18 protein-coding genes are annotated in these 18,725 nt (G+C 59.7%); all 18 read right to left on the bottom strand.

Features of this window, described 5'->3' with window-relative positions; translation table 11 throughout:
* Positions 1–4: 4 nt before the first annotated feature.
* Positions 5–1,198, bottom strand: coding sequence for a sensor histidine kinase (locus ACS4NR_RS02170; RefSeq protein WP_177409043.1), 1,194 nt, complete (start codon positions 1,196–1,198; stop codon positions 5–7).
* A gap of 125 nt (positions 1,199–1,323) precedes the next feature.
* Positions 1,324–2,799, bottom strand: coding sequence for a sigma-54 dependent transcriptional regulator (locus tag ACS4NR_RS02165; protein WP_003222863.1), 1,476 nt, complete (start codon positions 2,797–2,799; stop codon positions 1,324–1,326).
* A gap of 172 nt (positions 2,800–2,971) precedes the next feature.
* On the bottom strand, positions 2,972–3,268 hold the full coding sequence (locus ACS4NR_RS02160) for a flagellar protein FliT (RefSeq protein WP_095139365.1): 297 nt from the start codon (positions 3,266–3,268) through the stop codon (positions 2,972–2,974).
* 11 nt (positions 3,269–3,279) lie between these two features.
* The gene (fliS, locus tag ACS4NR_RS02155; RefSeq protein ID WP_027614233.1) at positions 3,280–3,678 is read right to left on the bottom strand and encodes a flagellar export chaperone FliS; all 399 of its coding nucleotides are present in this window, start codon (positions 3,676–3,678) and stop codon (positions 3,280–3,282) included.
* Between the two features lie 129 nt (positions 3,679–3,807).
* The gene (gene fliD, locus ACS4NR_RS02150) at positions 3,808–5,277 is read right to left on the bottom strand and encodes a flagellar filament capping protein FliD (protein ID WP_456018993.1); all 1,470 of its coding nucleotides are present in this window, start codon (positions 5,275–5,277) and stop codon (positions 3,808–3,810) included.
* Positions 5,278–5,360: 83 nt separating this feature from the next.
* Entirely contained in the window at positions 5,361–5,720 is a 360-nt protein-coding gene (locus ACS4NR_RS02145; RefSeq protein ID WP_443534319.1) for a flagellar protein FlaG, read from the bottom strand.
* A gap of 73 nt (positions 5,721–5,793) precedes the next feature.
* On the bottom strand, positions 5,794–6,645 hold the full coding sequence (locus ACS4NR_RS02140) for a flagellin domain-containing protein (RefSeq protein ID WP_007920059.1): 852 nt from the start codon (positions 6,643–6,645) through the stop codon (positions 5,794–5,796).
* Between the two features lie 237 nt (positions 6,646–6,882).
* The gene (locus ACS4NR_RS02135; RefSeq protein WP_456018992.1) at positions 6,883–7,155 is read right to left on the bottom strand and encodes a hypothetical protein; all 273 of its coding nucleotides are present in this window, start codon (positions 7,153–7,155) and stop codon (positions 6,883–6,885) included.
* The gene (locus tag ACS4NR_RS02130) at positions 7,152–8,441 is read right to left on the bottom strand and encodes a motility associated factor glycosyltransferase family protein (protein WP_456018991.1); all 1,290 of its coding nucleotides are present in this window, start codon (positions 8,439–8,441) and stop codon (positions 7,152–7,154) included. The genes ACS4NR_RS02135 and ACS4NR_RS02130 overlap by 4 nt, the downstream gene beginning before the upstream one ends.
* Positions 8,442–8,526: 85 nt before the next feature.
* On the bottom strand, positions 8,527–9,453 hold the full coding sequence (locus ACS4NR_RS02125; protein WP_456018990.1) for a ketoacyl-ACP synthase III: 927 nt from the start codon (positions 9,451–9,453) through the stop codon (positions 8,527–8,529).
* 227 nt (positions 9,454–9,680) lie between these two features.
* Positions 9,681–10,733 (bottom strand): pseudaminic acid synthase, encoded by a 1,053-nt coding sequence (pseI, locus tag ACS4NR_RS02120; RefSeq protein WP_456018989.1) that lies wholly within the window; start codon positions 10,731–10,733, stop codon positions 9,681–9,683.
* On the bottom strand, positions 10,726–12,231 hold the full coding sequence (gene pseG / locus ACS4NR_RS02115; RefSeq protein WP_456018988.1) for a UDP-2,4-diacetamido-2,4,6-trideoxy-beta-L-altropyranose hydrolase: 1,506 nt from the start codon (positions 12,229–12,231) through the stop codon (positions 10,726–10,728). The genes pseI and pseG overlap by 8 nt, the downstream gene beginning before the upstream one ends.
* A complete protein-coding gene (pseF, locus tag ACS4NR_RS02110) occupies positions 12,228–12,923 on the bottom strand; it encodes a pseudaminic acid cytidylyltransferase (protein ID WP_456018986.1) in 696 nt (231 codons plus the stop codon). The genes pseG and pseF overlap by 4 nt, the downstream gene beginning before the upstream one ends.
* A complete protein-coding gene (locus tag ACS4NR_RS02105) occupies positions 12,920–13,540 on the bottom strand; it encodes a pseudaminic acid biosynthesis-associated methylase (protein WP_456018985.1) in 621 nt (206 codons plus the stop codon). The genes pseF and ACS4NR_RS02105 overlap by 4 nt, the downstream gene beginning before the upstream one ends.
* 31 nt (positions 13,541–13,571) lie before the next feature.
* Positions 13,572–14,807 carry a UDP-4-amino-4,6-dideoxy-N-acetyl-beta-L-altrosamine transaminase gene (pseC, locus tag ACS4NR_RS02100; RefSeq protein WP_456018984.1) on the bottom strand — a complete coding sequence of 412 codons (1,236 nt, stop codon included), beginning with the start codon at positions 14,805–14,807 and terminating at the stop codon, positions 13,572–13,574.
* Positions 14,804–14,974: a hypothetical protein gene (locus ACS4NR_RS02095; RefSeq protein ID WP_456018983.1), complete on the bottom strand. Its 171-nt coding sequence runs from the start codon at positions 14,972–14,974 to the stop codon at positions 14,804–14,806. Before ACS4NR_RS02095 ends, pseC begins: the two co-directional genes overlap by 4 nt.
* Positions 14,975–15,004: 30 nt before the next feature.
* Entirely contained in the window at positions 15,005–17,920 is a 2,916-nt protein-coding gene (locus tag ACS4NR_RS02090; protein ID WP_456018982.1) for a glycosyltransferase family 2 protein, read from the bottom strand.
* Between the two features lie 55 nt (positions 17,921–17,975).
* Positions 17,976–18,713 (bottom strand): cephalosporin hydroxylase family protein, encoded by a 738-nt coding sequence (locus ACS4NR_RS02085; RefSeq protein WP_027614220.1) that lies wholly within the window; start codon positions 18,711–18,713, stop codon positions 17,976–17,978.
* Positions 18,714–18,725: the final 12 nt, after the last annotated feature.

Here is an 18,725-nt window from a genome sequence, read left to right as displayed (position 1 = left end):
ACGTTTACTCAGCTCCGTGTACAGCGGAAAACAGCGGCAGGATCACCTGCGCGCACGTGCCGCGCCCGACCCGCGAGCGCAACTGCAATTCTCCCTGATGTGCCCGGGCCACTGCCTTGACCACGGTCAGACCCAGCCCGGTGCCGGTGACTTTGGTGGTGAAAAACGGTTCGCCAAGGCGCTCAAGCACCAGCGGCTCGATGCCGCTGCCGCTGTCGCTGACGCACAGGCGCAGGCTGTTGTCGCGGGTGTAGCAATGCACCTTCAGGCGCACGTTGCCATCGCTGGCCTGAATCGCGTTTTCGATCAAATTGAGAATCGCCCCGACCAGGGTGTCGCGGTTGCACAGCAGTTCGCCGGCATGGCTGTCGCACTGCCAGCGGATTGGCAGATCCTGCACATGGGTCAGCGCCGCCGCTTGCAGCGACTGCATCAAGGCATTCGGGGTGATACGGTCGGTCAGCGGCAACTCGCCACGGGCGAACACCAGCATGTCGCGCACCTGATGCTCCAGCTCATGCAGGCGCTCTTTGAGACGGCCGGCGAAACGCTGCTGGGTGGCGACAGGCAATTCCTGCTCAGTCAAATGACTGGCGTAGAGCAACGCGGCAGATAACGGCGTGCGGATCTGATGGGCCAGCGAGGCGACCATGCGTCCCAGCGACGACAGACGCTCATGGCGCGCCAGTTGATCTTGAAGATGGCGGGTTTCTGTCAGGTCGTTGAGCAACACCAACTGGCCCGGTTCGGCATCCAGCGAGCGGGTGGCGATCGACAGGCGTCGACCGTTTTTCAGCGAGATTTCATGACCGTCGTCTTCACGCGGGGCGAAGCAACGGGCGATGACGTGGCGCCACAACTCGCCCTCCAGCGGCAGCCCCAACAGGTCGATCGCTGCGGGATTGGCTTCGCGCACCATGCCGTGGCCGTCGATCACGATGACGCCACCGGGCAACAGATCAAGAAGGTTTTGCAGACGATTGGCCAAACGCTCTTTTTCGGCCAGCTCCTGCATTCGCTGGGCACTGACCACGGCCAGCTCGCCCTTGAGCTCGGTAACCCGGGCTTCAAGCATGCTGTAGGAGTCGGTCAGTTGACTGGACATCTGATTGAACAGCGCGAACGCGTGCTCAAGACCCTGACGGCTCGCCTGCTCTACGGACGACGGTTGCCCCTCGGCATGGGAGGCAGATGACATCTGGGCGTGGGGCATTGTGTTCTCTCGCTTGGCTGACCGTCAGTTAAACGGAACGTTGCGAGGGATGTAGCAATACCCGTGCCTAAAAAAAACTGCTTATAAATGAAGGTGTTGAAAAACAGGCGTCAATCATCCGCCTGTTCGTCTCCTTCGCGCCGGCTCATGCCGTATTTGCGCATCTTCTCCACCAGCGTAGTGCGACGAATGCGCAGGCGCTCGGCAGCACGCGCCACAATGCCATTGGCATCGTCCAGCGCCTGCTGGATCAGACCCTGCTCAAGACCACCGAGGTAGTCCTTCAGGTCCAGGCCTTCCGGCGGCAGCATCGCATTGGCGGTGAAGTCCGGCGTATGACCGTTGATCGCCACGCGCTCTTCGAGATCGCTGCGCAGGCTGTCGACCATCTGCTCGTCTTCGTCGTCGACGTAGCGGAATTTCTTCGGCAACTCGACCACGCCGATCACCCCGTACGGGTGCATGATCGCCATGCGCTCCACCAGGTTGGCCAGCTCGCGGACGTTGCCCGGCCAGCCGTGACGACACAGCGACATGATCGCTGCCGAGTTGAAACGGATCGAACCGCGCTTTTCGTGCTCCATGCGCGAGATCAGTTCGTTCATCAGCAGCGGGATGTCTTCGACGCGCTCACGCAGTGGCGCCATTTCGATCGGGAACACGTTCAGGCGATAGTAGAGGTCTTCGCGGAAGGTGCCGATCTCGATCATGCTTTCGAGATTCTTGTGGGTCGCGGCAATGATGCGCACGTCGACGCTCTGGGTCTTGTTGCTGCCCACGCGCTCGAAAGTGCGCTCCTGCAGGACGCGCAGCAACTTGACCTGCATCGGCAGCGGCATGTCGCCGATTTCATCGAGGAACAGCGTACCGCCGTTGGCCAGTTCGAAACGTCCGGCACGGCTGGTGATCGCGCCGGTGAAGGCGCCCTTCTCGTGGCCGAACAGTTCGCTTTCCAGCAGCTCTGCCGGGATCGCCCCGCAGTTGACTGGCACGAACGGCGCGTCGCGACGCTTGGAGTGGTAATGCAGATTGCGCGCAACCACTTCCTTGCCGGTGCCGGACTCGCCGAGGATCAGCACGCTGGCGTCGGTATCAGCCACTTGCTGCATCATCTGACGGACGTGCTGAATCGCCCGGCTGGTGCCGACAAGGCTACGGAACAGATTGGGTTCGCGATGACGGCCGCGCTCGCGGGCCTGGTCGTACATCTCGCGATAGACCTGGGCACGGTGCAGGGAGTCGAGCAGTTTGCTGTAGCTGGGCGGCATTTCCAGGGTCGAAAGCACGCGGCGGCGCTGGTCTTCCGGCAGGTCGACGGAAGAATTATCGCCCATCAGCAAAACCGGAAGGAACTCATCCCATGTCGAGAGTGTCTTTAACAAGCCCAAAAGTGCACCCGGAGCATTTACCGTCCCGATCAGTACACAGATGACCTCACGACTCGATGACAAAGAGCCGACAGCCTGCTGCCAGTCATGGCTGCCGCAGGGTAAATTTTCTTCGCCGAGAAAATTTAAAATCACCGCCAGGTCGCGGCGGCGGACGCTATCGTCATCGATCAGCAGAATTTTGGTTTCACGCCACATGCAATAGCAACTTCCCTAGTCAACTCAATGCCCGAAAAATGGGGCAAGCGAGACGCTTGCAGGACACCTTGTGCCTGTAGACGCCTGAAATCTGAAATCAGCCACTAGTTAAGTCAAAAAACCGTGCACAGTCAAATTTATGGCGCACATGTCTGGATTAACTGGGGGTTAATTAACCAAACAGATGGTAAACCTTTGCCGCCTTTTGCGCTTGGGTGATCTGCGACATCTCGTTGGCTATCGCCTGGCGCTCACCCATGGCTGCCTCAAGCAGCTCCTTGTAGACATGGAGCAACTCCTCAAGGTTACTGCGCAAGGCCTCCTCGTCCAGCGAGGCCTCGACCATGACGTCTTCCATGCAGGAACGGCAAGCCAGATCCAGCTCGCCAATGGCTTCCCAGTTGCGTTCGGCCAGCGCACTGACCAAGGCTTCACGGGTATCGGCGATTCGCTGCAATACAAGACTCATGGTGCTCTCCTTCAAAACTGCGGAGCAGGCTCGGGGGCGATGGCATCCCAGCCTTCTTTTACCGTGCTCAGCAAGCCGGCAACCTCATCGAGAATGCGCGGATCGCTGTTGATGTTGGCCTCGGCGAGACGCTTCATCATGTAGATGTACAGCCCGTCCAGATCGGCCAGTTCATCGGCACACTTTTCCAGATCCAGACCTTCGCGCAGCCCGCTGACAATGCCAATGGCCTTGCTGATCGAGGTGCACTTGCCAGGAATATCCTTGCGCTCGATGGCACCCTTGGCCTGAGCGATGCGGGCCAGCCCGCCTTCCATCAGCATTTGCACCAGACGGTGCGGGCTCGCCTCGGAGGTCTGGGCGTGCGCACCGACTTTCTGATATTGCCGAAGGGCTAACATTGGGTTCATGTTCTACCTCATTGCCACAATGACTCGTATAACCAGTGTATCGCCAACGAATCACAGAACTTTAGATCAAAAGACAAAAACCCGGCGCACGCCGATAAAGCGTAGCCGGGTTTTTGTCGTTCTTGCAGGTTACTTCGCGGATTGCTGAGCGTTCAGCGAGCTGAAGAACGACGTGATGTTGCTCGCAGTCGCCTTCATCTGCCCTACCAGCAAATCCATGGCGTTGTATTTCGCAGTCAACGTCTTGGTCAAGTTGGCCACACGCAGATCCAGCGCCAATTGCTGGGAAGTAAGGTTGCGCGTGTTGTTGTTCAGAATGGTCATGCGCTGATCAAGCAGACCCGTGGTGGTTTTACCATCAGGAGAAGCTTTCAGATACGGGTCCACTGCCTTGCTCATGCGCGCCAGCAGACCATTGGTGTCGTTGGTCCCGGTGAACATCTGCTGAACCTGACCAGCCTTGCCAGGCTGACTCATGGTTTTGGTGAACGCCGCAGTATCAAACGTCAGGTTACCGGTGAGACGGTCGGTCATCACACCGATCTCCGACAGGTAGGACAAAGCACCATTTGCACCAGCACCAGGAGCAGTCAACTGGCCACGGATGTCGGCGATCAGCGAGCGCGGCAGCGAGTCACCGGTAAACGCCGCCTGCACTGTCAGTTTGCCGTCCTCATCAGGCGTAGCCTTGGAAAGCGTGTCGATGGTAGTCTTCAGGGTGTTGTAGGCGTCAACAAACGCCTGAACCGAGGCCTGCAGCCCTTTGGTGTTGGTATCGACGCTGACAACGGTCGGCGTGGCAACGCCACCAACGACAGGGCTGACAGTGGTCAGATTCAGGGTCAGGCCGCTGATTGCACCACTGACCGTATTGCTCTTGCTGGAAACCTGCAGGCCGTCGATGGTCACCTTGGCATCTTGCGCAGGGCCATTGACGTTGCCAGAGGCGCCTGCCGCCGGATTGGTACCCATCGGCTGAGTACCGTCGATCTCCAGACCGGCAATCCCGCTGACAGAGAGGTCGGTACCGGCGCCCGTCTTGTTCGAGCTGATCACCAGGCGTGAAGCACCGCTGCTGTCGGTCACGATGTTGGCAGAAATGCCATTAGCGCCCTGAGCCGTGTTGATCGCGTCACGGGTGCTTTGCAAGGTTGCATTGGCCGGGATCGTGACATTGTAATCAGTGCCATTCTGACTGATTTTCAGGGTACCACTCGGAATGGCACTGGCAGCACCGCCGGCGAAAGAAGCGCTGGCGACTTTCGAGCCAGTGGCCAATTGGTTGACAACAACGTTGTAAGTCCCCGACACCGCGGTGTTATCGGAAGTGGCGCCGAGAATCGCTGTGTTGCTCGAGGTCGCTGTGAAGCCGGCAAATGCCGGGTTGGTCTTGCTGCCCAGGTTGGTCATCGCCGTCTGGTACGCGGTCAGCGCACTCTTCAACGTGCCGACACCGGAAATCTTCAGGGTATTGGTTTTGGTCGCGGAATCGATCTGCGTCTGCTTCGGCGACTTGTCGGCGTTGACCAGCGCGGTCACGATCGCGCCGATGTCCAGGCCGGAACCCAGTCCGGAACCCGGTAGAATTGGACTTGCCATGTGCATCTCCCTTCAGATTGTTGCCAGACTTTTGACCCATCCAGGCGTCATTCAAGAAAGACAAACACTATTCATGCCAGCTATCAGACTTTGGCGTCGAACAACACATGGCTTGCGTTGGCGAGGCTGTCTGCGAGCTTGAGTGCTTCTGCGGAGGGGATCTGGCGTACGACCTCACCCGTCTCGCTTGCGATCACCTTGACGATGACCTTGCCGGAGTGCTCGTCGATCGAGAACTCCAGGTTACGCTTGATCGATTGAACGAACTTCTCGATCTCTTGCACGGCCAGTTTCAACTTGGCGTCATCCGTTTGCTGACTTTTCCTGTCAGCGACCGGTGCGTCGGCCGGTGCAGCCTTTGGCGTCTCCGACGGCTTATCAGCAACAGGCGTCGCTGGCTTGGGAGCCGGATAAGACACGTTAAGCTTTACGCTCATGTCCATGCTCATCACCTCCTAACGTAAAAAAGCGAGAGAGCGCGACCAGCGCACCCTCCCGCTCAAACTCATTCCGAAATTACTGAAGCAGCTTCAGTACAGCGGAAGGCAGTTGGTTGGCTTGAGCCAGAACAGAGGTCGAAGCCTGTTGCAGGGTTTGCTGCTTGGTCAGGTTAGCAGTCTCTGCGGCGAAGTCGGTATCTTGTACGCGACCTTGTGCAGCAGTGGTGTTCTCGGTGATGTTCTGCAAGTTCTGGATGGTGCTGGTCAGACGGTTTTGCGAAGCACCCAGGCTGGCACGAGTTGCACCGATTGCAGCGATAGCAGCGTCGATTGCAGTGATTGCGTTGTCGATGTTCTGCGAAGCGCCAGTTACGGTAGCACCGGTCAGGGACAGAGTACCGCTACCAACCGACAGGCTGACGGCGTCGAACTTGGAGCTCAGTACCAGGTCGATGTGGTTAGCCGAACCGGTGTTTGCGCCAACTTGCAGGGTCACAGTACCAGCCGAACCGTCCAGCAGGTTTTTGCCGTTCAGGTTGGTCGAAGCCGAGATACGGGTGATTTCGTCAGACATCTGAGCGAATTCAGCGTTGGTAGCGGTCTGGTCAGCAGTGCCGTTGGTGCCGTTACGTGCTTTAACAGCCAGTTCACGCATACGCTGCAGAATGTCGGTAGTGGCTTGCAGAGCGCCTTCAGCGGTCTGGGCAACGGAGATACCGTCGTTGGCGTTCTGGATGGCTTGGGTGTTACCACGGATCTGCGAAGACATACGGTTCGAGATCTGCAGGCCAGCAGCGTCGTCTTTTGCGCTGTTGATTTTCAGGCCGGAAGACAGGCGCTGCATCGAAGTCGACAGAGCGTCGGAAGCACGGTTCAGGTTCTTTTGAACGTTCAGCGACGTGGTGTTGGTGTTTACTGTTAAAGCCATGACGAATTCCTCGTTGGTTGGGTACTGCGGCTTCCGGCCCTGGCAACCGCCTGGAATGGCCTAGAGAACCTTCGTAATAGTTATCGTCGGGTTGGCAGGTTGCTTGAGGGCTTTTTGAAAAAATTTTGCCATCACCCTGCCACCCCCGAGAAAACAAGGGCTTAGCGCCCTCCCACCTGCGAAAAAATGACGCCATAAAACCGACCCGCGCGTAAAGCCGCGGGCCAGTGCGGTCGCTCACTTTGCCGATCGTGCTTTTTGCAACACTTCAATCAGCTCGTACTCCATCCAGTCAGCCAGCCCCAACCAATCCTGACGTTCCTGACAATCGAGCATGTGCGTGAGTACAAAGGCCCACTCCTGCTGAATCGGCGCAGGCGCAGCCATCAGCAACTGTTGCGCGCTCTCGATCACCTCGACCATATCCAGCGCCGCCTCGACATCACGCCCCAGACGAAACAGCCCGGCGCACTGACGGCATTCGTCGAAGCATTTTTCAATCGCCGTCATTGCACGAACTCCTGATTGAACTGCGTCCCGGCGATCATTGCGCCCGCCCGGCTGCTGTTGAAAAATTGCACGTGCGGATGCGCGGCGATGTAGCGCTCCAGTACACACAGATAACCGCGGAAGTTCAGCTGCGTACTGACCCGTTGGCCGAATCCGTCGCGAACCCAGTGTCGCGCCTCGCTCACCGATGGCCCGAGATCACCATCCTCCCAGCCGGCGTGAGTCTTGTTCATCGGGAACGCGAAGTCGGCACCGAACAAGGTGATGCGCGCAGCGCCCATGTGCACTGCCAGGTCTACCGCCGGATGAATAACGCTGCCGCCCACGTGCAACAAAGCCCGGGGATATTGCTCACGCAACGCGGCATACACAGGGCTGGCCGAGTAACCGCCGTAACGCTTGCCCTTCCAGGCACGCAGCAAAACAGGGTCGCTCATCGGCAGGTATACCAGCGGGATTCCATCGGAGGCTTCGACCGGCAAATGCTGAAAGCCAATACGCTGATCGATACTCACCACCAAGTCCGGAACGATGCCGTGCTCGCGCAACGGCCGGTAAGCGGTATCGACACAAATGAACAGCGCACGTCCGGCTTTCTCGCGAATTACTGCCAGTCGCTCGTAATGCTGCTCCAGTGTCGGGCCCGTGCCGATCACATAAATCTCCCGGCCAAGGGCAGTCCCGAACAATTGCGCCACATCATCATCGCCCAGCAACACCGGCAAACAGTCCTGCAGACGCTGCTGAATGAACGGCAAATGTGGATCGAATTCACGATTGTTGAAGCTCAGGTGCACTTCGCTGACCAGCCGATCGCGGATCTTCGCGTTGAAGTCATCAGCCAGCAGCATCTCGGCCGGCAAGGCGAAAAACGGTGTGCAGATGTCTGACAGATCACCGGCATAGAACAGCTGCACGCGCGGATCTTCCAGCCATTGCCGTTGATCGAGCAGTTGCAGCACCAGCGCGAACAACGCGCCATTGAGGACATGCACGTACAACTGCTCAAGGCCAGCACGCTCCAGCAGCACCGTTGGCAGATCACCGAGGCCTGTGCCATAGACATGCAACTGTGGTTTTTGCGCCAGGCTGGCGGCCTGGAGTCGGGCTTCGTGGACGCGGTCGTGGCGACTGGTCAGTTGAATGCCATTGACGCTGAGCGTCGAGCCCAATCCCTGCACCAGCTCGGCATGAACGACCGAGGTATCTTCCGCCATCAACCGCTCGAACAACGCCGGCCAGCGTTGCTGGATGACCTGGGCGTTGGGTTGGAAAAACTCGCTCATGACGCCTCGCGTTTCGTTCGGGCAAAAAAATAGCGCTCAAGGGTAACCTTGAACGCTATTTTTGTATCCGCCGTTTTTGACCGACTCAAGGACGATAGATGATCGCCGAGCCCCACGACAGACCAACGCCGAACCCGCTCAGGGCAATGCGCTGCCAGTCGGAATCGAGTACGTGTTTTTCCAGCAGCAGCGGGATGCTCGACGACACCGTGTTGCCGGTCTCGACCATGTCCTTGATGAACTTCTCCGGCTCGCCTTCGAAACGCCGCGCCACCGCATCGACGATCGCCGCACTGCCCTGGTGAATGCAGAAGGCGTCGATGTCGTCAGCCTTGAGGCCGGAGTCGTCGAGCAGTTCGTGCAAGTGCGCCGGGACTTTGAGCAATGCGAAGTTGAACACCTGACGGCCGTTCATGAAGAACACGCCATCAGTGACTTTCAGGTGTGGCGCGCCGGATCCGTCGGTGCCGAACTTGGCCTTGCCCAGCGCCCAGGCCGGGTCTTCACCCATCCAGGTCGCCGTGGCGGCATCGCCGAACAGCATGGTGGTGTTGCGGTCTTCCGGGTCGACGATTTTCGAATACGGGTCAGCGGTGATCAGCAGGCCGTTCTTCAGGCCGGCGGCTTCCATGAAGCCCTTGATCGCGTAGATGCCGTAGACGTAACCGGAGCAGCCCAGGGAAATATCGAACGCCGCGACATGAGTCGGCAGACCGAGCTTGTCCTGGACGATGGCAGCGGTGTGCGGCAGACCTTCTTCGTCACCGTTCTGGGTGACGACGATCAGTGCGTCGATCGATTCACGCTTCAGTTCAGGGTTGCTGGCAAACAGCGCATTGGCCGCTTCCACGCACAGATCGGAGGTTTCCTGCTCAGCGTCTTTGCGCGGCAGGAAGGCAGAGCCGATTTTACCGAGGATGAACTCTTCATCCTTCTCGAATTTTGCACCTTGTGCGTAATTGTCCACGCCGGCTACAGGAACGTAGCTCGCAATGCTTTTTATGCCAATCATTACGGCTTCCCAATAAAAAACAGCCCAAAACCACCGCTCGCAAGGATTCGAGGGGCGCCGACAAACAGAAAACGGCCGCCACAAAGGGCAGCCACGGGGAGCGCAAAGGGCTATCACTGGAACCGATTACACGGCCAGGCGCCATCTCCCCGGTCAATACAATACAGTGAAGATGCGCGTTATGACTCGCAGGTCACGCTATTTTGCCGAATCGGGTGCAGATCGGGTTATTCGACCAACGACCAGTCCAGCGGCGTGCCACGTTTGATCGCCTGGCGAGCGCGGCGACCGAGGACGGCATCGGTGTGCTTGGGCGGCAGACCGAGACCAGGGCGAATGGCGCGCAGATTGTCCCCGGAAAAGGCTTCACCGGCCGCCATGTCGGCAGTGACGTACAGCGAACGGCGATAGACCAGCGACTTGCGCTCGGCCTCGGTGACGCCATAATGCACCTGGCCCATGGCCTGCCAGGCACGTTCGGTTTCCACCACCAGGCTGGCCAGTTCCGCCGGCTCCAGCGAGAAACTGGCATCGACCCCACCTGCCGAACGGTCGAGAGTGAAGTGCTTCTCCACCACCGTCGCCCCAAATGCCACGGCGGCCACGGACACGCCAACGCCCATGGAGTGATCGGACAGCCCGACCTCGCAACCGAACAGTTCACGCAGATGCGGGATCGTGCGCACATTGCTGTTGAGCGGGGTCGCCGGGTAGGTGCTGGTGCATTTGAGCAGCACCAGGTCCTTGCACCCCGCCTCACGGGCGGCGCGCACGGTTTCGTCGAGCTCGGCGATGCTGGCCATGCCGGTGGAGATGATCAGCGGTTTGCCAGTCGCGGCCACACGGCGGATCAATGGCAGATCGGTGTTTTCGAAACTGGCGATCTTGTAAGCCGGCACATCGAGGCTTTCGAGAAAGTCCACCGCTGTGTCATCGAACGGCGTCGAGAACGCGAGCATGCCCAACGCTTTGGCCCGGGCAAAAATCGGCGCGTGCCACTGCCACGGGGTGTGGGCCTTCTCGTACAGGTCGTACAGCGAAGTGCCGGCCCACAGGCTATTCGGATCCTTGATGAAAAACTCACCCTCGGCCAGATCCAGGGTCATGGTCTGCGCAGTGTAAGTCTGCAACTTCAAGGCATGCGCGCCTGCCTTGGCGGCGGCCTCGACGATTTGCAGGGCGACATCGAGTGACTGGTTATGGTTGCCACTCATCTCGGCAATGATGAACGGTGGCGCATCGGCACCGATCAGACGCTCGCCAATCTTGAAACTACTCATCGCGGTGATCCTTCAAAACCTTGGTGAACGCGCAGGCACTCTGAGTGAATCCGGCGTCACGAAACACATTCAAAGAGGGGCGATTGCCCGGCAGGACCTGAGCGGTGATGGCGGTCATCTGCGGCCAGTGCTCGCGGACGAACGCCTCACCTCGCGCCAGCAGCGCCCTGCCCCAGCCGAGACCCAGCCGGTCTTCCAGCAGATAAAGCGACACTTCAGCCTCAAAGCCGCGCAAGTCATAACGCAAGACGCCGACCGCGCCGTCATCGGCCTCGGCAATCAACAGCAGGCGCTGCGGGTTGCGTAGGCTCGCATTGAGCCAGTTCAGGTGCTGCGGCCATTCGATTGCAGCCGTGTCCAGTGACCAGCGCCGCACAGCCTCGGCATTGCGCCCGTCGAACAGCAACTGCGCATCATCGAGGGTCGCCGGGCGCAGCGTGAGCACTGCACCGGCCAGCGCCGCCGCCACGCGCAACGCACCGCGCCCATCGACCAGCTGCCGTGAACGCTCGGCCAGACTCTGGCGCAGATAGAAATTGTCGACGACAAAACCGATGGCGTCGCGCAGTTGTTCGACGCTGACCTGCTCGCGGGCGCCCATGAACACATGCGCCCCCGCCGCGGCCATGACTTCGCCGTTGGCTTGCTGGTTGTTCGATACCGCGATGCAGATCGTCGGCAGGCCGAGGGCTGCACGCTCCCAACTGGTGCCGCCACCGGCGCCGATAAACAGATCGGCCGCGGTCATGCGTTGCTGGAAATCGCTGACGAAACTGTGCAGGCGCCAATGCGGCCGTGTTGCGGCCAGTGCCTGCATTTGCGCCCACGCAGGATTGTCTGCACCGGCGACGAAATCCACTTCCAGCTCAGTAAAATCCTTCAGTGCCAACATCGCGTGATGAGTCTGCATCGCCGCGTCGAAACCACCGAAATTCACCAGCACCCGCCGCGCCTTGGGTTTGATCGCAATGGCCGGGCAGACGAACTCTTCGCGCAGCATGGCGTAGCGCGGGCCGAGCAAGGTGCGGCAATCGGCGGGCAGCAACGGCGCATAGTTTTCGCTGAGACCGGACAGGTTCTGATTGAGCAGCAGATCAACGCTGTAACGGCGGGTGGCGAGATCGTCCACCGCCGCGATCCGAGGCGCCCAACGCCGGGCGGCGGTCTGCCACTGATGATCGAGACCGTAGTGGTCGGCAATGATCCAGTCGAATGCGGCGTGACCTGCCAGCAAGGCATCCAGCGCCTCGATATCCGCCTGCCACGGCAGCATCGATTCGATGGCTTGCTGCGGGTCTTCGTCGGGGTAGACGTCCGGCAAGGCGAAGGTCTCGAAACCTTCGGCAGCCAAGGCATCGAGCCGATGCCCTGGCAACCGCCGGCAGGCAAACGCGACATGACTGCCCTGCTTGCGCAGCACTCGCGCCAGCGTCAGGCAGCGGGCAATGTGGCCACTGCCGATGGCTGGCGAAGCGTCAGCGCGGATCAGCACTCTCATTGCAGCTCTCCGCCGGCCTTGAGCGCGGCGTACAGGTACTCGGCGCGCTTCCAGTCTTCCAGCGTATCGATGTCCTGCACCAGATGCCGCGGCACAATTACCGGCAGGCTGGCGCTTGAATACAACACCTCGCCGCGCAACCACGCCTCGCTACGGCCCCAGTAGAACTGGCCGGCGTCCTGAAAAGCTTCAGGCAGATCCTGCGAGCGGGTGTTGCGAAATTCCGGATACAACGCAGTCAATGCGCCCTGCCCGTCCACCGTCAGCGCTCGCTGCACGGGGAAACCAAAGCTGCACACGGAGAACGCAAAGGCTTTGTCCGGGTGCTGCTGCAGCAGCTCAAATCCTTGCCGCAGAAATCGCGCCTGCAACAACGGCGCCGTGGCGTACACGCAGCAGGCGTAATCGAAGGCCGGCAGTTGCTGCAAGGCATGCTCGATCACCGCAGCGGTGCCGGTGAAATCGTCTGCCAGTTCGGCCGGGCGCAGGAACGGCACTTGCGCACCGTGGGCCAGCGCCAGCTCGGCAATGTCGGCGTCATCGGTACTGACCACGACCTGTTCGAACAGGCCACTGTCGAGCGCCGTACGGATCGAGCGAACGATCATCGGCACGCCGTCGAACGCCAGCAGATTCTTGCGCGGGATGCGCTTGCTTCCGCCACGGGCCGGGATGATTGCAACGCTGTTCAAGGACGTTTTTCCAGCAGGAACCAGGTGATGTCGTCCACCGGAAATTGCGGGTCACGGTGATAACCAAAGCCATAATCGAGCAAGTGCAGATCGGCATAACGGTCGAGCATTTCCCCGGCGAAATCGCGCTTGAACAGCTTGCCGCTGTTGCCGCGATAGGAGACTTCCACCGGCGCCGGATTGTAGTACTCGGCGATCAGGATGTAGCGCTGGCTCAACGCATACAACTGCGCATAGGCGGTCGGCAGCAGCTCCGGCGCCAGATGAATCAGCACGCCTTTGCTCAGGGTCAGGTCATAACTGCGCTCGCGCGGAAAGTCGAACAGCGAGCCTTGCCAGATCTGCGCGATGCCCAGTGCCCGCGCCTGAGCGCAGGCGCTTTGGTTGATCTCGACGCCGAACAACTCACTGTGCGGCAGCAGTTGATGCAGCGCCTGCAGGTTGTTGCCGGCATTGGTGCCCAGTTCAACCACACTGTCGATGCGCCCGGTGCGGCTCAGGGCCTTGGCGAACAACGCCAGGTTGGCCGCCACCAACGGCTGCCCGACGTTGCGATCCACGTACTGGTTGCCAAAATCGCCCTGCCAGAATTTTTCCTGCTCACTCAGATCACGCATTACACAGTCTCATTCACCGCCGCAGCGGGATTTATTCAATCAGCCGGCGCAATTGCTCGACCACCTGATCCTGCTGCTCGTCACTGAGCAACGGGTACAGCGGCAGGCTGATCGCCTCGGCGTAATAACGCTCGGCTTCGGGGAAGTCGCCTTCGGCGAACCCGAGGTCGCGATAATACGGCTGCAGGTGCAGTGGAATGTAGTGCAGGTTCACGCCAATACCCGCCGCACGCATACCTTCGAACACCTGGCGATGAGTACGGCTGATTCGTTCGGTCTGCAGGCGGATCACGTACAGATGCCAGGCCGAATCCGCTTCCGCCTGCGTGCTGGGTAACGTCACCGGCAAGTACGCCAGCAATCGCTCGTACCGCGCCGCCAGCTCGCGACGGCGACTGACGAAATCATCTAGCCGGCTCATCTGGGACAGGCCCAACGCCGCCTGCAGGTCGGTGATCCGGTAATTGAAGCCAAGCTCGACCTGCTGGTAATACCAAGGGCCGTGGGTTGACCCGATCATCTGCGCCGGATCACGGGTCATGCCATGGCAACGCAGGCGTTGCAAGCGCTCGGCCAGCTCCGCTCGATTGGTCAGCACCATTCCGCCCTCGGCGCTGGTGATGATTTTCACCGGGTGGAAACTGAACACGGTCATCGCTGCAAACTCACTGCAACCCACCGGGCGCCCCGCGTAGGAGGCTCCGACCGCGTGGGAGGCATCCTCAATCACCGTAAAACCATAACGCTGCGCCAGTTGCGCAATGCGCCGCATGTCGCAGCTCTGCCCGGCAAAAGCCACCGCGACCAGTACCTTCGGCAGCAAGCCGTCACGCTCAGCGACCTGGAGTTTGCTGGCCAGCACCTCGGCGTCAAGGTTCCAGGTCAGCGGGTCGATGTCCACGAAGTCGATGTCGGCGCCGCAGTAACGCCCGCAATTGGCCGAAGCCAGAAAGGTATTCGGCGTCGTCCACAAGCGATCGCCAGGGCCCAGTCCCGCCGCCAGGCAGGCAATGTGCAGCGCTGCCGTGGCGTTGCACACGGCCACGGCAAAGTCGGCCTGGCAGCGTTCAGCCATGGCCCGCTCGAAACGTTCGATGGTCGGTCCCTGGGTCAACCAGTCCGATTGCAGCACCGCCACTACCGCATCGATATCTGCACGTTCGAAGCTTTCGATCGCCCCCCCTTGGGTTACCCCATCCGATTGCAGCACCGCTACCACTGCTTCGATATCCGCCTCATCGACGTTCTGTCTACCGTAAGGAATCATGTCGAGAGCTCCGCGTACAGATCGGTATCCGGCTTGCAGAAATACGCCATCACCCCGCCGCGCGAGCTGGCCATGTCGGCGCACGGCGTCACGGTAGAACGTGCGACACACTTGCGACCGAGCGATCCCATGCTGGCTGGAATGAAGACCGATTTACCGTTGAACATTTACTGATTCCTGTTCCTTTACCGACGCACTCAAGCGAGTAACTGCACCCAGTTGACCGGCGTGCTTTCACCCAAGGTAAAACCTTTGCCGATGAGGGACAGGTTGGCGTTATAGGCACTGTCCTGCGCAAAGGCGCCGCCCCACTTCTCACGCAATGCAGCCAAAGCTGATGGCGCTTGCGGCAAGAGGCCCGGATGCACAACCTGCACCAGCGGCGTCCACACAATGAGGTAACCCGCATCACCGGCCTTGAGGCACAGATCGATATCGCTGAAGCCATCGGCGAACGTCGCTTCGTCCAGACCGCCCAGTGCGTTGAACAGCTCTTTGCGGATCATCAGGCACACCTTCGACACCGCCGAATAGTTTTGCTCGACCGCCAGACGCTGCATGTAACCTTCAGCGGCGTGTTTTTCGCCGATGAAAGGCGAACCCACGCCATCGTTCAGACCAAGAATCAAGCCGGCATGGGCGATCTTGCCGTCACGATCGACGAGTTTGGCACCGACGATAGCCACTTCCGGACGCTGTGCGTGATTGAGTAACGAGTCGATCCAGTTCGGATTGACGATTTCGCTGTCAGCGGCCAACAGCACCAGATATTCACCCTGCGCCTGCTCGCTGGCGGCGTTGTACAGCGCCGTCTCGCCAAGCGGCTGATCGGCACGCAGCACATTGACTTTAGGGTTACGCAGCGTGCCCAGCCAGTCATTGACCTCGGCCGACTGATTCGGATTCGCTGCAATCAGCACTTCATAGCGACTGTAACGGGTTCTGAGCAACACGCCTTCCAGGCAGCGACGCAGTGCCGGCAGGTCGTCGATGGCTGGCACAATGATCGACACCAGCGGCTGTTCGGCGTGACGGTAATCAATCTGATAGGTACCGGGCGTCGCCGAGGTGACCCTGGCCTTGTATCCGCGATTGGTCAGGTGACGCAGCAGCGCCTGACGTTCGTGGGCATTCTCTTCCAGTACCGAGGCCTGGGTGATCAGCAGTGGCTCGTCGAGGTGCGCCAGGCCGCCAATGCCGCCCTGCTCGATGATGCGCAGCAACAGATCCAGTTCCAGCGCCTTGCTGAAGTCGGCCTGATAACCACCGGCCTCGAGCAACACTTCGCGGCGAATCAACCAATGACGCGCCATCAGCGCTGGAACGCTTTGCAGCAGATCCAGATTGAAGCCCGGGCGGAAGACGTCGACCAGCGCCCCGTTTTCCTTGCGCTGGATCTCATCGGTGGCAACAGCGCGTACACCCTCGGCGGACATCAGTTCCAGACTGGCCCGCAACAAGCCGCCAGCGGTGAACTCGTCGCCCGCTTGCGCCAGCAGCAGCCAGTCGCACGCTGACTGCTGAGCACTCTGATTCAACTTGTCGACGTAGTTGCTCTGAGTGACGCGCACGAAGTGCAGGGTGTTTTGCGCGGTGGTCGCTACCGGCGGTTCGCCCGTGGTGAACACCACAATCTTGAACGCTTTGCAGTGCCCCTCGAGCAGACTGTCGAGCGAGACCTGCACCTTGTCGATCTGGTCATCCAGATCCAGCAGGAAAATGCCGAACTGCGGCCCCCCGTCATTGGCCGACAGATGTCGAGTGATCGACTCGACCTGTTGCGCCGACGGCTCACGCGCGGCCAGCCACTGCAGCAGGCGACCGGACTTCATTTTTTCGAAGACTGCCTGATTATCTTCAACCGTCAGCGCTTCAAGCCGAGCAATCCATTCGTGCACCGACTGGGCGGCTTCGTCTTCACCCATATCGTTGAGATGCGCGGCAAGGCGTTTGACGACTGTCTGGTTGAAAGCATTGAGGTCGTGCGCCTGCCACAAGCGATCAACCACACTTTCCGGGGTATCGTTGTTGCGCGCCTGCAGCAAGTGCGCCTGACGCGTCCATATGCCTTCAAGTCCTTCCAGTTGCATACGGCCGGCGGGCATGGCGTGCAGCATGAATTCGAACTGCTCCAGACGATCAAAGAACGGCTGGTTGTAGAACGGCATCTCGACGTACTGCAACGGGCCAAAACGACGATCCGGATGCCTGAGGTTCTGGTTCCAGGTGGATTCGAAAATCAGTTCTGCAGTCAGCGCGCGCCCAGTCTTCAAGCTGTCGGCCATGGCCTCGAAACTCTGCAGGGCAAACGCCTTGAGCTGTCCGGCATCAAGCCCTTGAATCGCCGTTGGCAGGGAGGCAAGAAACTCGGCAAAGGCTTCTCGTTCGGCGACCGATTTGCCGTCGGCGTAGGTCAGCGAGTGATACACATCGGTATTGTGCTCGGAGACACCGTAGTTGATCTCGCGTACCACATAAGGCATCGGCAGGATGCGTGCCTTGGCACTCGCCAGCAGGTAATAGACGTGACCAATTTCCTGCCACTGGAAATTGGTACCCGGCGGTAACGCCGAATGCCAGTTTTTCATCAGGTCAGTACGGGTCACCGCGTAGAACGGCGGAATGTACTGGCTCATGTAATCAATGACACGATCCTGCGCCCGCTCGGACGAATAGTCTTCCTGGACTTTCTTGTCACGACGGTAGTAGTTCACGCCATGGGCCAGAGACAGGTACATCAGGCAATAGCCGTGGCACATGCCGTAGTCCTGATTCGCCTGCAGGAAGTTGACGGACTCGGTCAGCGAATCGTGCAGGATGAAGTCATCATCGGCGGCCAGCACCATGTACGGCGTGGTCAGTTGCTCCACACCATAAGCCAGTTTGGCCTGCATGCCCCAGTAGGCGAACTGCGGCACATGGTGATAATCGACGGCGGAAAAATCCCCTTCAGGCCGCTCGACCGTCGAGTCGAGCACCATGATCCGGCAGGGCAAGCTGCTGTAATACTTCACCGCCCGGCGCAGGAACGCCGGCCGATTGTGAGTAATCAGCACCACGGTCAACAGCTCGTTGAGCGGTAGCGCCAGTTCAGAACTGTACTTGCCTTGCATAACTTCTCTCCACAACCGGCGACTCGCCGAGATAACGCTTTGGGGGTGTTGCGAATTAACGAACGCGGCGCAGATAGCCGTCCGGCGCCACGGTGATCAGCAGCTTGTTCTGCAACTGCTGGTCGATCTCGAAGTCCTGGTTCTCTTCCAGGTACTTCCACACCGCGGTTTTCGGGTTGTCACCCGGGCCCCATGGACGGTCCGGGAAGAAATCGGCCGGCATGTCTTCGACCACGGTGTCCATCACCACGCAGTAGCTGTCGACCGAGACCAGCGGCGCATACAGGCGCAGCTCTTCGAGCACGTGGTCGTGGGTGTGGTTGGAGTCGAGCACCAGAATGACCTTCTTGCCCTTGGCCGCAGCCTGCACCTGAGCGGCAATGGCCGGGTCGATGCTCGAGCCTTCGATCATCTTGATGCGCTTCGCCATCGGGTGGCTCTCGATCGCTTCACGGTTGTGCGGGCGGATGTCGAGGTCGATGCCCAGCACTTCGCCGTGACCTTGCAGTTCCAGCAGGGAGGCGTAGTAGATGATCGAACCGCCGTGGGCGATGCCGCACTCGATGACCAGATCCGGCTTGACCTGCCAGATGATCTCCTGCATCGCCATCATGTCCTGCGGCAGCTGGATGATCGGGCGGCCCATCCACGAGAAGTGGTAGCTGTACTTGTGTTTGGCCGATTCGTTGAAGAAATCACGGGCCAGGCCAGTCAGTTTCTGGTCGTCGCCCTGCTGGGCGATCTGCTCGCGGCACTCGGCTTCGAAAGCTTGGTTGATGCTGTTGTCGGTCATGTTCAAAGTCTC

Source organism: Pseudomonas sp. JQ36, from assembly GCF_053851495.1.
Note: the sequence above shows the minus strand (reverse complement) of the source record. Positions and strands in the feature narration are given on the sequence as shown.